Origin of the sequence: Nocardia sp. NPDC056564 (genome assembly GCF_042793755.1) — a bacterium.
Lineage (GTDB): Bacteria > Actinomycetota > Actinomycetes > Mycobacteriales > Mycobacteriaceae > Nocardia.
This window is the reverse complement of record NZ_JBHTUR010000021.1, coordinates 12,229-25,490: the sequence shown is the minus strand read 5'-3', so window position 1 is coordinate 25,490 and position 13,262 is coordinate 12,229. Positions and strand designations below refer to the sequence as shown.

The window sequence follows — 13,262 nt, the reverse complement described above, 5'->3', positions numbered from 1 at the left end:
AAAAGGCCCGCCTCCCAAGGGGAGACGGGCCTTTACGTGGTGCTTTTACTCGCCGGCGGCTTCGGCGGTGCCTTCGGCGGCGCCGGTCAGGACGACCTCGGGCTTTTCGTCGCCCTTGTCGTCAGCCTTGGTGAGTTTGGTTTTGCCGGTGAAGGTGAACTTGGCGTCTTCGCCGGTGCCTTCGCCGTCCCAGCCTTCGACATCGACGAACACGGTCTGGCCGGGTCCGATCTCGCCGAAGAGGATCTTCTCCGACAGCTGGTCTTCGATCTCGCGCTGGATGGTGCGGCGCAGTGGGCGGGCACCGAGCACGGGGTCGAAGCCACGCTTGGCCAGCAGCGCCTTGCCCTGCTCGGACAGCTCCATCGACATGTCCTTGTTCTTCAACTGGACGCCGACGCGGCCGATCATCAGGTCCACCATCTGCACGATCTGTTCGGTCGTGAGCTGGTGGAAGACGATGACATCGTCGATGCGGTTGAGGAACTCGGGCCGGAAGTGCTTCTTCAGCTCGTCGTTGACCTTGAGCTTCATCCGCTCGTAGTTCGAGCCCTGGATGTTGGACTGACTGAAGCCCAAACCGACCGCCTTGGAGATGTCCGAGGTGCCCAGGTTCGAGGTGAAGATCAGCACGGTGTTCTTGAAGTCGACCGTACGACCCTGGCCGTCGGTGAGACGACCGTCCTCGAGGACCTGCAACAGGGTGTTGTAGATCTCCTGGTGTGCCTTTTCGATCTCGTCGAAGAGCACGACGGAGAACGGCTTGCGGCGCACCTTCTCGGTGAGCTGGCCGCCCTCTTCGTAGCCGACGTACCCGGGAGGGGCACCGAACAGGCGCGACGCGGTGAAGCGGTCGTGGAACTCGCCCATGTCGATCTGGATGAGCGCGTCGTCGTCGCCGAACAGGAAGTTCGCCAGCGACTTGGCCAGCTCGGTCTTACCGACACCGGACGGACCGGCGAAGATGAACGAGCCGGACGGACGCTTCGGATCCTTCAGGCCGGCGCGCGTGCGGCGGATCGCCTTGGAGACGGCCTTGACGGCATCCTCCTGGCCGATGATCCGCTTGTGCAGCTCGTCCTCCATGCGGAGCAGACGGGTGGTCTCCTCCTCGGTGAGCTTGAACACGGGGATACCGGTCCAGTTGGCCAGCACCTCCGCGATCTGCTCGTCGTCGACCTCGGCAACCACGTCGAGATCACCGGAGCGCCACTGCTTTTCGCGCTCGGCGCGCTTGGCGACCAGCTGCTTTTCCTTGTCGCGCAGCCGCGCCGCCTTCTCGAAGTCCTGCGCGTCGATCGCGCTTTCCTTCTCCCGGCGCGCATCGGCGATCTTGTCGTCGAATTCGCGCAGGTCCGGCGGGGCGGTCATGCGACGGATGCGCATCCGCGCACCGGCCTCGTCGATCAGGTCGATCGCCTTGTCCGGCAGGAACCGGTCGTTGATGTAGCGGTCGGCCAGCGTCGCCGCGGCCACCAGCGCGCCGTCGGTGATGGAAACCCGGTGATGCGCCTCGTAGCGGTCGCGCAGACCCTTGAGGATGTTGATGGTGTGCTCGACCGTCGGCTCGCCGACCTGGACCGGCTGGAACCGGCGCTCCAGCGCGGCATCCTTCTCGATGTACTTGCGGTACTCGTCGAGCGTCGTCGCGCCGATGGTCTGCAGCTCGCCGCGGGCCAGCTTCGGCTTCAGGATCGAGGCCGCGTCGATGGCGCCTTCGGCAGCACCCGCGCCGACGAGCGTGTGCAGCTCGTCGATGAACAGGATGATGTCGCCGCGGGTGTTGATCTCCTTGAGCACCTTCTTCAGGCGCTCTTCGAAGTCACCGCGGTAGCGGCTGCCCGCGACCAGGGAACCCAGGTCGAGGGTGTAGAGCTGCTTGTCCTTCAACGTCTCCGGCACCTCGCCGTTGACGATGGCCTGAGCCAGGCCCTCCACCACGGCGGTCTTACCGACGCCGGGCTCACCGATCAGCACCGGGTTGTTCTTGGTGCGGCGGCTGAGCACCTGCATGACCCGCTCGATCTCCTTGGAGCGGCCGATCACCGGGTCGAGCTTGCCCTCGAGCGCGGCCTGGGTCAGGTTGCGGCCGAACTGGTCGAGCACCAGCGACGTCGACGGCGTACCCGCCTCACCGCGCGAACCGGATTCGACCGGCTCCTTGCCCTGGTACCCGGACAGCAGCTGGATCACCTGCTGGCGCACCCGGTTGAGATCGGCGCCCAGTTTGACGAGCACCTGCGCGGCGACGCCCTCACCCTCGCGGATGAGACCGAGCAGGATGTGCTCGGTACCGATGTAGTTGTGGCCGAGCTGCAGCGCCTCGCGCAGGCTCAGCTCCAAGACTTTTTTGGCCCGCGGGGTGAACGGGATGTGCCCGGACGGAGCCTGCTGGCCCTGACCGATGATCTCCTCGACCTGACTCCGCACCCCCTCGAGCGAAATACCGAGCGACTCCAGCGACTTCGCCGCGACACCCTCACCCTCATGAATCAGCCCCAGCAGGATGTGCTCGGTACCGATGTAGTTGTGGTTGAGCATCCGGGCCTCTTCCTGGGCCAGGACAACGACACGCCTCGCGCGGTCGGTGAACCTCTCGAACATCGCTCCCTCACTCTCCTGCTTCCGACATTCTGGCAACAGACGCCGCAGTGTGCTGTGTAACAACCGTGGGCGTCAGCCTGCCATGAAGCCCGGGGGTCGTGGCCCCCGCCTTCCACTCTAGTTGGCGGGGGATGCTGCCGCCGCCAGTCCACCCTATTGGCGACCAGCGTCAGCACGGTCATTCACTCATAACGTGAGCATTGCATGATTCGTTTCCGAAAGGGGTTTTGCCCTCAGCGAACACCGCCGGCGCACCCGATGACCGTTGTCCGGGTGCTACCCCGTGAAGGGTGGGATGAAACCGCACGGCACCTCCCGGGGATGTCCGGGATCGAGCGCGTTGAGCACGTAGGCGGCCGCGCGCGGGCTGCCCGCGATACCCGCGTGCTCGGAAAAGTCCTGGGCACAGCCGTCCTGGACGACGATGTTGGTCACGTTGGGGCCGGGCACCAGGCCCGACGTGTAGGGCACCACCAGCTCGTCGAGGCGGGTAGCGATATTGGTGTAGGTGACCGCCGGGTGGTAGACGCCGTCCGCGTTCAGCGCCGTGACGAAGTCCGAGCCGGCCACGACCTGCCTGCATGCCTGGCACAGCGAGCCGACCAGCGTGTCGAACGCCGGTCCGGCGCCGAGCCGCCGGCTGAACGCGGCGATTTCGCCCGCGCCCGCGACGTTCGAGCCGAGCCAGGGCGGCGCGATGGCGACCAGTTTGTCCACTTTCGCCGCGCCGCCGAGCCGCTTGACGAAGTAGTTGCCGATGAAATTGCCCTGCGAGTGACCGACGATGTCGACCCGCGCGGCGCCGGTCGCGGCCAGCACCCGGTCGACGAAGGCGGCGAACTGCGGCGCGCTCTGCTCCATCGGCAGCATGCCGCCGATGGCTGAGATCGGCCAGGGCAGGTCGTAGGCGCCGTAGGTCATGGAGTACACGCAGTAGCCCTGATCGGCCAGCAGCGGCGCGTATACGCCCCAATTCGTCTGTGCTCCACCGCCGGTGCCGTGCGCCAGCACCACCGGGTTCGGATGCGCGGCGCTCGGGCGGCAGGACCAGTCGTTGGCGCCGGGCAGCGAACCGCCCGGGTTCGCCAGTTCGTTCGGGATGCCGGCGAAGAAGTTGTAGTCGACCGGATATCGCTCGGCCTGAGCCGGGGCCGAGGCGAGCGCGCACAGCGCGGCGAACAGGACGACGAGAAGCGAAAAGCCTGGAACACGCTGCACAGGAGCCTCCAAATCTGGAACGTGTTCCAGAAAGCTACCGTGCGACGGGTCCCAGGCGCGGTCGAGTCGCGAAACTGGTTGTGGCCGTTGCGGTCTAGCCCTGCCGGTAGGCGGGGGCACCCGGCTGGCCGGGGAACTGCCCCTGCGCCGCCTGCGGTCCGGGGGCCGCTGCGCTCGCCTTGCCCTGCTGGACGCCGGAGACGAACAGCGCGCCGCAGAGCACCAGGAAGGCCAGCGTGTGCAGCACCGCGCGGACGATGTTCCACCGCACCCAGGTGGCTTCGAAGTCGGCCCTGACCTTGGCCAGGTCGGCGATCTGCGCCGGATCGCCCGCGGCGGCCAGCTGGTCGTTCAGCGGCACGTTCAGCCCGGAGGTGACGGCGAAGGCGATGATGTTGATGACCAGTCCGACCGCGATCCAGATCAGCGTGGTGCGCTGGTCCTTACCGAGATGCAATGCCGCGGCCAGAATCGAGAACCCGACGGTGCCCATGAACCCGAGCATGAACACCGGGTTGATGATGACCACGTTGATCTTCTGCATCACGTCGATCATGGTGCGATCGTCGGTCTGATTCAGCGCCGGCATCACCGAGTTCGCGTAGCCGTAGAAAAGTCCGGCGATCAGTCCGGTGGCCAGGGTGGCCGCGACCAGAGCGGCCAGGCGTGCGGCGGTCATAAATCCTCCTGAGTGAAACCCGACCGGAGCCCTCATCGCTCCGGTTCGATGTGTCCAAGTCAAGCCGGTTTCGACACGGCTATCCATGGCCGAGACACTCGGCCGGCTAAGCGATCGTCTACGCGCGGGTCACAGATCCCGATCGGAGATGAGGCCGCTCTGAATCGCCAGGAAGGCGAGGCGGACCCGTTTCGCGTTCTGCGGCAGGTCTTCGACGCCGAACTTGGCGAACAACGCGCGCAGATGTGTCTTGATCGCGTCGACACTGAGGAACAATTCCTCGGCGATCTGCTGATTGGACGCGGGCGTCGCGAAGGCCGCGCCGTTCTTGTACGGACGGCACAGCGCGATCAGCACCGACCGCTGGGTTTCGGTGAGCGAGCGGAAACTCGGCGGCACCGTTCCGCTGGACACCCGGGTGATGTCGTCGGCGACGCCACCGAAATCGTGGAAGGACACCCGCGAGGTGCCGACCCGGATGACGTCGCCCGCCATCAGCCTGCGCCGGCCGACCAGCCGGTCGCCGTTGACGAAAGTGCCGTTGCGCGAAAGGCCGTCGTCCACGATGGTCCACTGCGCGCCGAGATACTCGATCGCGGCGTGCAGCCGGGAGACCTCGGCGTCCCAGGGCAGCGCGAGGTCGGCCTGCGGCGAGCGGCCGATGGTCACCCGCTCGCGATCGGCGCTGAGCATGAGTTCCTGCTGACGACCCGTGTCATCTTGGAATCGCAAAAATGATCCGACGAATCCAGTCACTGCGCTGATACCCCGTCTCTCCATACCGCCAGTGACCGTCGCACGTTTCCATGGTGCCGCGTCCTGGAACCACGAGCAAGATCGATCCGCGCGCCACTTCGCGCAGCGTGTCATCGCGCCACGCGGTTATATCAGCAGCCTATGAGCCGCCGGACAAAGAGAAAACCGCCGCCCCGGCGTCGCACGATTCGCTGGGACGGCGGCTGAAAAATATGAAACTAACCCTTCGCGGCCTTGTTGTACGCGTCGGTGATGTCCGCAGAGATACGCCCCCGCGCCGACACCTTGTGTCCATTCCGGCGAGCCCACTCGCGAATTGCCGCACTTTGTTCGCGGTCGATGGAGACCCGGCTCTTCGGGGCACCCGTCGCGGTCGCGGCGGCCTTGACCCGGCGACGGCCACTCACTCGGCGGGCGCTCGAAACCCACTCTTCCAGCCCGTCGCGCAGCTTCGCGGCATTCGCCGACGACAGGTCGATCTCGTACGAAACACCGTCGATCGCAAACTCGATGGTCTCGTCCGCGATGGACTCCCCATCGACATCGTCGATCAGGCTAACGGTGACCTTCTTTGCCATGAGATGAACGTCCTCTCGAAATCGTGCGACCCGCATACTAGGCCGATTACCCGAGGCAAGAATACCTCGAATTCCAAATTTTCCAAGACGAGGCCGAGATTTTGCAATCAGCTGGTCAGCGAGTGACCGGTCGCACAATTGGGAACAGTATTGTTTCCCGGATTCCGAGACCCGTCAACGCCATCAACAGACGATCGATTCCCATACCTGTACCGGTGGTCGGCGGCATGCCGTGCTCCATCGCGGCAAGGAAGTCCTCGTCCAAGGCCATCGCCTCGTCGTCACCCTGTGCGGCCAGTCGCGCCTGATCCACGAAGCGCTCGCGCTGGATCACCGGATCCACCAACTCCGAATAGCCAGTAGCCAACTCGAAGCCACGGACATAGAGATCCCACTTCTCGGTGACCCCGGCGGTGGTGCGATGTTGCCTGGTGAGCGGTGAGGTCTCCACCGGGAAGTCACGCACGAAAGTCGGCGCGTACAGCTTGTCGCCGTACTGGTGTTCCCACAGTTCCTCGACGAGTTTGCCGTGGCCATAGCCCTTGCCCTCGGGAATTTCCAGACCGACCCGATCGGCGAGCGCGCGCAATTCCGCGACCGAAGTTTCCGGTGTCACGGAGACGCCGAGGGCGTCGGAGAGCGACGGGTACATCTCGACCGTCGTCCACTCCCCGCGCAGGTCGTATTCCGTGCCGTCGGCCAGGGTGACCACCTGGGTGCCGAACACCTCCTGGGCGACTTCCTGGACCAATTCCCGGGTCATCCGCGCGGAGTCGTCGTAGGTGCCGTACGCCTCGTACGTTTCCAGCATCGCGAACTCCGGGGAATGCGTGGAGTCCGAGCCCTCGTTGCGGAAGTTCCGGTTGATCTCGAAGACCTGTTCCAGCCCGCCGACCACACAGCGCTTCAGGAACAGTTCCGGCGCGATTCGCAGGTAGAGATCTATATCCAGGGCATTGGAATGGGTGACGAACGGCCGGGCCGCGGCGCCGCCGTGCAGCGTCTGCAGCATCGGCGTCTCCACCTCCAGGAAGCCGCGCCGTTCCAGCGCATTGCGCAGGGCACGCACCACCGCGATGCGCGTCCTGGCCATTTCCCTGGCTTCCGGACGCACGATCAGATCGACATAGCGCTGCCGGACCCTGGACTCCTCGTTCATCTCCTTGTGCGCCACCGGCAGCGGCCGCAGCGACTTGGCCGCCATGAACCAGGAATCGGCCATGACGCTCAATTCGCCGGTGCGCGAGGAGATCACCTCGCCGTGCACGAAAACGAAGTCGCCGAGGTCGACATCGGACTTCCAGGCCGCGAGCGCGTCGGCGCCGACACCGTTCAGGCTGATCATCGCCTGCAGCTTGGTGCCGTCGCCCTCCTGCAGCGTCGCGAAACACAGCTTGCCGGTATTACGCATGAATATGACGCGACCAGCGACACCCACCTGCAACCCGGTCTGGGTGTCCGCGGCCAGATCAGGATATGCGGCGCGAATTTCGGCGAGGGTATGCGTGCGCGGCACGACGACGGGATAGGCGTCACCGCCGTCCGCGAGCAACCGCTCCCGCTTCTCCTTGCGAATCCGTATCTGCTCCGGGGCATCGTCGGCGTCGGGCGCCACGGCAGGCCGCGAATCCGATGCGGGATCGCTGGACGAGGAAGTGTCGCTGGTGCTCACATCCAACAACCCTAGCGTGCACCGGAAATCGTTTTGCGGCCCGCCCGGCCTACTTCCCGGAGTAACGAAACGGTCTCGGCCCGGCCCCGCGTTGTTCGCCGGATTTGCGCGGTCCGCTATCCGGGGAAATAGCGGGCATGCATCGATCCGGACGCGAAACCGCTTGCGCGCCCGGATCTTTCGAGATGGAAGTGATGCAGGTAATTACAGCGAGGCGAGCGAGTCGACCTCGCGGGCGAAGTGCGGCGCCCGGATTCCGATGTGCAGCAGACCGGCCGCCTTCAATGCGTGGAAGCCGCCGACCAGATCGGTCGCCCGGTGCAGCCCGAGTTGTTGCAGCGCCGCGGCGGCGAGGCTGGAGGTATAGCCCTCGGAGCAGGCGACGATCCATTCCACATCGTGATCGGTGGCCAGGGCCAAGCGGGCCGAACTGGTCGGATCGAGCCGCCATTCCAGCACATTCCGCTCGATCACCAGGGCGCCGGGCAACGCGCCCTCGCGCACCCGCTGTGCCTGCGGGCGGATATCCACCAGAATCGCGCCCCTGGCGAGCGCCTGCGGCAGTTCGAAGGCATAGATGCGGTTCAGCTGGGCCCGCGCCTGGTCGAGCATCTGATCGATGGTCAATCGGGTCATTACATATCACCTTCGGGCTGGTCGGTGAGAACGGTTCGGGTGCGCCGCAGGCTTCCGTGGCCGGTGACCTCGTAATAGGACATAGCGGTGAGCGGCGGTGAATAGGCGTGCACGCTGAGCGTCGGTTCGAGTAGTGCGGGGTCGATCGACTCGGTGGTGCTGCCGGCCACGGACTGCGCCGGGGCCCGCATTACATCGTGCACCCAGCCGATCGGAAACGACGCTTGATCACCCGCGGACAGCACCCGGCGGCGTAGTTCGCTGCCGTTCCAGCGGAATTCCGACAGCGCACCGCTGAGCACGGTCAACGCGCCGAGCGAGCCGGCGTGATCGTGTAATTCGGTGGATTTTCCCGGCGTCCAGCTGATCAGCCAGACATCGACTTCATCGTCGGTGAGCAGCCGGGTCGCCCACCGTTCATCGGCGGGCCACACGCCATTCGCGGGCAGCAGATGGTCGTACCGCCCGGCCAGTACGTCCTCGGCGCCTTCGTCGGTCAGCCGCAGTAAATCGGCGGGACGCAGGCGGGTGGGCAATGCGGAGGCGACGGCGCGTTCCAGCGGCGGGGTGGCCGAAAAGGCGTCCCGGGCTACGGAAAGGGAAAGAACGGAAGAACGCATGAGCGAATCTCCAGGAGGTCGCGAACGGTCGAGGGCGATGGTCAGCCTCGATCGGTCGAGGCTTGGTCAGCCTCGACAACACTCCTGGGTGCGCACGCGGAAATACACAGCGGTGACTATATCAGCATCGGGCACTGGGGAGGCAAGCACCGACGGGTGCGACGAATCCGACATGGCGAGAATCAGACAGCGCCCTTGCGACGCTGGTTGCGCTCGTATACGAGCCGCAACCCGGTCAGGGTGAGGTACGGGTCGTGATCGTCGATGGTCTCCGACTCCGGGACGATCAGCGCCGCGGTCGGGCCGGTCGCGACCACCGCGACATCGTTGCCGGAAAATGCCTCGAACTCGTCGCGAATCCGATCGATCAGTCCGTCCACCATCCCGGCGAATCCGAAAACCGCGCCGGATTGCATGGCTTCCATACTGTTCTTCCCCAGTACCGAACGCGGCCGCGCCAGTTCGACCCGGCGCAGCGCACTGCGCTCCACCAGGGCCTCGGTCGCGATCTCCACGCCGGGCGCGATGATTCCGCCGAGGAACTCGCCCTTGGCCGAGACCAGGTCGACACAGATCGCGGTGCCGAAATCGATGACGATGGCCGGTGAATTGTAGTGCTGATAGGCGGCCAGGCAGTTCACGATCCGGTCCGCGCCGACCTCTTTCGGGTTATCCACCAGCAGTGGAATTCCGGTGCGCACACCGGGTTCCACCAGCACGTGCGGCACATGACCCCAATATTGGGTCAGCATCGTGCGCAGTTCGCGCAGCACCGGCGGCACCGTGGCCAGCCCGGAAACGCCGACCACCTGGTCGAGCTGCGGGCCGACCAGCCCGCGCACCTGCATCGCGAATTCGTCCGCGGTGAGCAGTGGATTGGTGTGAATTCGCCAGTGCCGCACCAGTTTCGAATGCGCGCCGGAGCCCGAGAAAAGGCCGAGCACGATATTCGTATTGCGGACGTCGATGGTCAGCAGCATGTCAGGCGAGCGAGAGCGTGCGCGGCGAGGTGAGCCCGGAGCCCGCCGGCGCGTGCGCCGGATCGGAGCCGAGGTCGACCGGGCGATTGCGCTCGTCCACGAAAACGACCTTCGGATCGTATTCCGCGATCTCCTGCTCGTTCAGCTGGCCGTAGGCGATCAGGATGACCAGATCGCCGGGGTGGACCAGATGCGCGGCGGCGCCGTTGATGCCGATCACGCCGGACCCGCGTTCACCCGCGATGACATAGGTCTCCAGGCGCGCGCCGTTGTCGATGTCGACGATGCAGACCTGCTCGCCCTCCAGCAGATCGGCGGCGTCCAGGAGATCCTGATCCACCGTCACCGAGCCGACGTAGTGCAGGTCGGCGTGGGTCACGGTGGCGCGGTGGATCTTCGACTTCATCATGGTGCGCAGCATTGCGTCGCCCTTTCGTTGGTTCGTCGCCTATACGGGCTGGGAGGCCCGCTGGACGGAGGCGTTGGGGTGGCCGTCGATCGGCGCGCCGAGGGTGACGGCGACATTGTCGATCAGCCGGGTGGGGCCGACCTTGGCGGCGACCAGCAGCCGGGCATTGCCGGTCTCCGGCGCGGGACCGAGGTTGGTGGAACGTAATTCGAGGTAATCGACGTCGATGCCGGGCACCGCGGCCAGCACCTGGCGGGCCGCCTCGACCACCGCCTCGGGTCCGAGGCCGCCCGCGTGCTTGCCCGCGGCCAGCGCCGCGGACAGGCCTAGTGCCGATTCACGCTGTGCCGCATCGAGAAACCGGTTCCGCGAGGACATGGCCAGGCCGTCGTGCTCGCGCACGGTGGCCACCGGCTTGATCTTCACGTCGAAGTTCAGGTCCCGGACCAGCTGCCGGATCAGCGTGAGCTGCTGGTAGTCCTTCTCGCCGAAGTACACCTCGGTCGGGCGGGCGATCTGCAGCAGCTTGGCGACCACGGTCAGCATGCCGGCGAAATGCGTTGGCCTGCTTGCGCCTTCGAGCTCGGCGCCGATCGGGCCTGGCTGCACGGTGGTGCGCGGTCCGTCCGGGTACATGTCGGCGACGCTCGGCGCGAACACCAGCTCGACGCCCTCGGCCCGCAGCAGCTCGACGTCGGAGTCCAGGGTGCGCGGGTACTTGTCCAGGTCTTCGTTCGCGGCGAACTGCAGCGGATTCACGAAGATCGAGACGATCACGACCTGGTTGTTCCGCTTGGCCAGCCGGACGATCTCCAGGTGGCCCTCGTGCAGCGCGCCCATGGTCGGCACCAGCGCGACGGTGCGGCCGACGCTGCGCAAGGCGTTGGACACCTGGGTGATCACGGCGGGATCGTGGTGCACGGTGAGCTCACCGGGCCGGTAGGCGGCACGTAATTTCGGATCGAACATCAGCGCCCCTTCAGCAGCTCGATGACGGCGGGATTGGTGCCTGCGCGTTCGGCGGTGCGCAGCGACAACGCGCGGTAGCCCTCGGCCAGGCGGGGATCGACGGATTCCAGTGCGCTCAGGTGTGCGGCGACGGCATCCGCGTCGCCGCGGGCGACCGGGCCGGTCAGCGCGGATTGCCCGCGCCGCAGCGCGTTGTCCAGCGCGGCGGAGGCGAGCGGGGCGAGCAGTCGCTCGGCCAGACCGTTGGGCTGCTCGTCGACGGTCTGCTGCCCGAGCAGGCCCGGGCCTGCCAACGCAACCCGCAGCGCGGCAACGGCATCCACGATCAGTGTGACCAGATGGTTGCTGCCGTGCGCGAGCGCCGCGTGATAGAGCGCGCGGTTCTGCTCGAGCACCCGGACCGGCTCGCCGCCCATCTCGATCACCAGCGCCTGCGCGATGGCATAGCCGATCTCGTCGGCGGCGGTGATGCCGAAGCACGCGTTGCCCAGCCGGGTGATGTCCTCGTCGTGGCCGGTGAAGGTCATGGCCGGATGAATGGCCAGCGGCATGGCGCCGATGTCGGCCAGCGGCGCGAGCACGCCGACGCCGTTGGCCCCCGAGGTGTGCGCGACGATGGTGCCGGGCCGGACCACCTTCGCGCCGGCCAGGCCGCGGGCCAGACCGGCCAGTTCGGTGTCGGGGACGGCGAGAAGCAGCAGCTCACTGCGCGCGGCCACATCCTCGACCGGCATGATCTCGGAATCGGGCAGCCTGGTCTGCGCGCGGCGGACCGAGGCGTCGGAGATCGCGGAAACGCCGAACACCACGTGGCCGACGCGTTCGAGCGCCGCGCCGAGGGCGGAGCCGACGCGGCCCGCCGAGACGATGCCGACGGTCAGCCGAGCGGGCGGGAGATCGCCGCCCATCACCGACTCGGAATTCTCGCTTCTCGAGGTCAACAGTGTCCTCTCGATTTCGTTCCAGTCCCGCCGTGCGGGTACCGGACGTACGGCATCGAGAATATCGGCCCGATGTTTGCCGGTGCCACGGCCCCGGGCAGTGATTTACGCCGCAGTGCCTGACCGGCGGTCCGCTTGGCGGCGTTCGATTCTCCGCTACCAGGCCGGACGATGGGTCAGCGCCGGTCGCGGCTCTTCTCCTCCGATTGCAGGTTGGCCATGATCTCGGCGACCGAGAGCCTGCGTTCGGGGGCGCCGGAATCCGCGTCGGCCTCGGCCCGGCGTCGGCGGCGCGAGCTGGCCGTGCCCACCGTCGGGCCCTCCGTCGTCGGCCAGGCCGAGGGGCGGCCCGACTGATACGTCGGCCTGGGGGCCGGCCGCGGCGCGGGCGCAGGCTGGATGACCGGACCCTCGGTGAAGGCGTCGGCCCAGCCGGACCCGGGCTGCTCCGGATCGTTGTCGGTCACGGTGGCGTCGGCGACCTCGGCGTCGGGCGCGTCGTCGTCCAGCGAGACCGCCGACGTCTCGGCGGTGACCGGGTCGTCGTAGGGGCTGGCGAAGAGCGGCGGCTCCGGGTGGTCGGGCACGAACACCGGGGTCACACTGCTGCGCGGTTGCTGGTTCGACGGGACGGACCAGGGTCCGGCATTCGCGGAGCTATTGTTCGCCGGCTCGCCGCCCGCGCTGGTCAGCTCTTGAATCCTGGTCGCGTCGGCGCGCAGGGCGGGCCGATCCATCGGCAGATCGCCGTCGAACAGCCGTTGCAGACTCGTCCGGAGCACGGTCAGTTCGGCGCGCAACGCGGCCAGTTCGGTGGCGTCGGCGCCGACTTCCTCGCGCACCCGCGCCTCGATGCCGAGCTCGAATTCGCGCCGGGCGGTGACCTCGCGCTCGAGCTGCAACTCGTAAACGGTCTGCAGGTCGCGAACCTTGGCCTTGTCGATCGTCGCTTCCTTGCGATACCTAGTCGCAGCTAATGCGCCGATGACCGCCGCCCACAGGGCCGCGACCAAACCGATCCGGACGAACTGCAAGCTGTTGCTGAAGACCAGGAAAACGCTGGCAACCAGTCCGAGCAGAATCAATACGCCGATGAACAATTTTCCCGCGTCGTCCCGCCGTCGACGGGAAGTGCTGGTACGGGAGGGTGAAACCATGCAAGCCAGGGTAGCTTGATCGACTCCGCGCGCCCACAACTCG

General features: G+C 66.5%; 13 protein-coding genes. All 13 read right to left on the bottom strand.

Annotation, left to right across the window (positions count from 1 at the left end):
* Nucleotides 1-45: 45 nt before the first annotated feature.
* The 13 genes from ACFQ9K_RS36335 to ACFQ9K_RS36275 all read right to left on the bottom strand — a co-directional run bounded on the left by ACFQ9K_RS36335 (nucleotide 46) and on the right by ACFQ9K_RS36275 (nucleotide 13,219).
* Nucleotides 46-2,604, bottom strand: a complete 2,559-nt coding sequence (locus ACFQ9K_RS36335) for an ATP-dependent Clp protease ATP-binding subunit (RefSeq protein WP_378719947.1) — start codon at nucleotides 2,602-2,604, stop codon at nucleotides 46-48.
* Between the two features lie 276 nt (nucleotides 2,605-2,880).
* Nucleotides 2,881-3,822, bottom strand: coding sequence for an esterase/lipase family protein (locus ACFQ9K_RS36330; RefSeq protein ID WP_378719948.1), 942 nt, complete (start codon nucleotides 3,820-3,822; stop codon nucleotides 2,881-2,883).
* A 94-nt stretch (nucleotides 3,823-3,916) separates the two neighbouring features.
* Complete coding sequence (locus ACFQ9K_RS36325; RefSeq protein WP_378719949.1) at nucleotides 3,917-4,501, bottom strand: DUF1772 domain-containing protein; 585 nt, start codon at nucleotides 4,499-4,501, stop codon at nucleotides 3,917-3,919.
* Nucleotides 4,502-4,630: 129 nt separating this feature from the next.
* Nucleotides 4,631-5,194: an FHA domain-containing protein gene (locus ACFQ9K_RS36320; RefSeq protein ID WP_223884889.1), complete on the bottom strand. Its 564-nt coding sequence runs from the start codon at nucleotides 5,192-5,194 to the stop codon at nucleotides 4,631-4,633.
* A 281-nt stretch (nucleotides 5,195-5,475) separates the two neighbouring features.
* Nucleotides 5,476-5,835, bottom strand: a complete 360-nt coding sequence (locus ACFQ9K_RS36315; RefSeq protein ID WP_029900677.1) for an Lsr2 family protein — start codon at nucleotides 5,833-5,835, stop codon at nucleotides 5,476-5,478.
* A gap of 115 nt (nucleotides 5,836-5,950) precedes the next feature.
* The gene (lysS, locus tag ACFQ9K_RS36310) at nucleotides 5,951-7,450 is read right to left on the bottom strand and encodes a lysine--tRNA ligase (protein WP_378719979.1); all 1,500 of its coding nucleotides are present in this window, start codon (nucleotides 7,448-7,450) and stop codon (nucleotides 5,951-5,953) included.
* A gap of 261 nt (nucleotides 7,451-7,711) precedes the next feature.
* Nucleotides 7,712-8,134 carry a rhodanese-like domain-containing protein gene (locus ACFQ9K_RS36305; RefSeq protein ID WP_378719981.1) on the bottom strand — a complete coding sequence of 141 codons (423 nt, stop codon included), beginning with the start codon at nucleotides 8,132-8,134 and terminating at the stop codon, nucleotides 7,712-7,714.
* Nucleotides 8,135-8,142: 8 nt separating this feature from the next.
* Complete coding sequence (locus ACFQ9K_RS36300) at nucleotides 8,143-8,763, bottom strand: cysteine dioxygenase (RefSeq protein WP_378719950.1); 621 nt, start codon at nucleotides 8,761-8,763, stop codon at nucleotides 8,143-8,145.
* Nucleotides 8,764-8,945: 182 nt separating this feature from the next.
* On the bottom strand, nucleotides 8,946-9,743 hold the full coding sequence (locus ACFQ9K_RS36295; protein ID WP_378719951.1) for a type III pantothenate kinase: 798 nt from the start codon (nucleotides 9,741-9,743) through the stop codon (nucleotides 8,946-8,948).
* A gap of 1 nt (nucleotide 9,744) precedes the next feature.
* A complete protein-coding gene (gene panD / locus ACFQ9K_RS36290; protein ID WP_378719953.1) occupies nucleotides 9,745-10,164 on the bottom strand; it encodes an aspartate 1-decarboxylase in 420 nt (139 codons plus the stop codon).
* Between the two features lie 27 nt (nucleotides 10,165-10,191).
* Complete coding sequence (panC, locus tag ACFQ9K_RS36285; protein WP_378719955.1) at nucleotides 10,192-11,121, bottom strand: pantoate--beta-alanine ligase; 930 nt, start codon at nucleotides 11,119-11,121, stop codon at nucleotides 10,192-10,194.
* The gene (locus tag ACFQ9K_RS36280; RefSeq protein ID WP_378719983.1) at nucleotides 11,121-12,029 is read right to left on the bottom strand and encodes a Rossmann-like and DUF2520 domain-containing protein; all 909 of its coding nucleotides are present in this window, start codon (nucleotides 12,027-12,029) and stop codon (nucleotides 11,121-11,123) included. Before ACFQ9K_RS36280 ends, panC begins: the two co-directional genes overlap by 1 nt.
* A gap of 209 nt (nucleotides 12,030-12,238) precedes the next feature.
* Nucleotides 12,239-13,219 carry a DUF6779 domain-containing protein gene (locus ACFQ9K_RS36275; RefSeq protein WP_378719957.1) on the bottom strand — a complete coding sequence of 327 codons (981 nt, stop codon included), beginning with the start codon at nucleotides 13,217-13,219 and terminating at the stop codon, nucleotides 12,239-12,241.
* Between the last annotated feature and the right edge of the window lie 43 nt (nucleotides 13,220-13,262).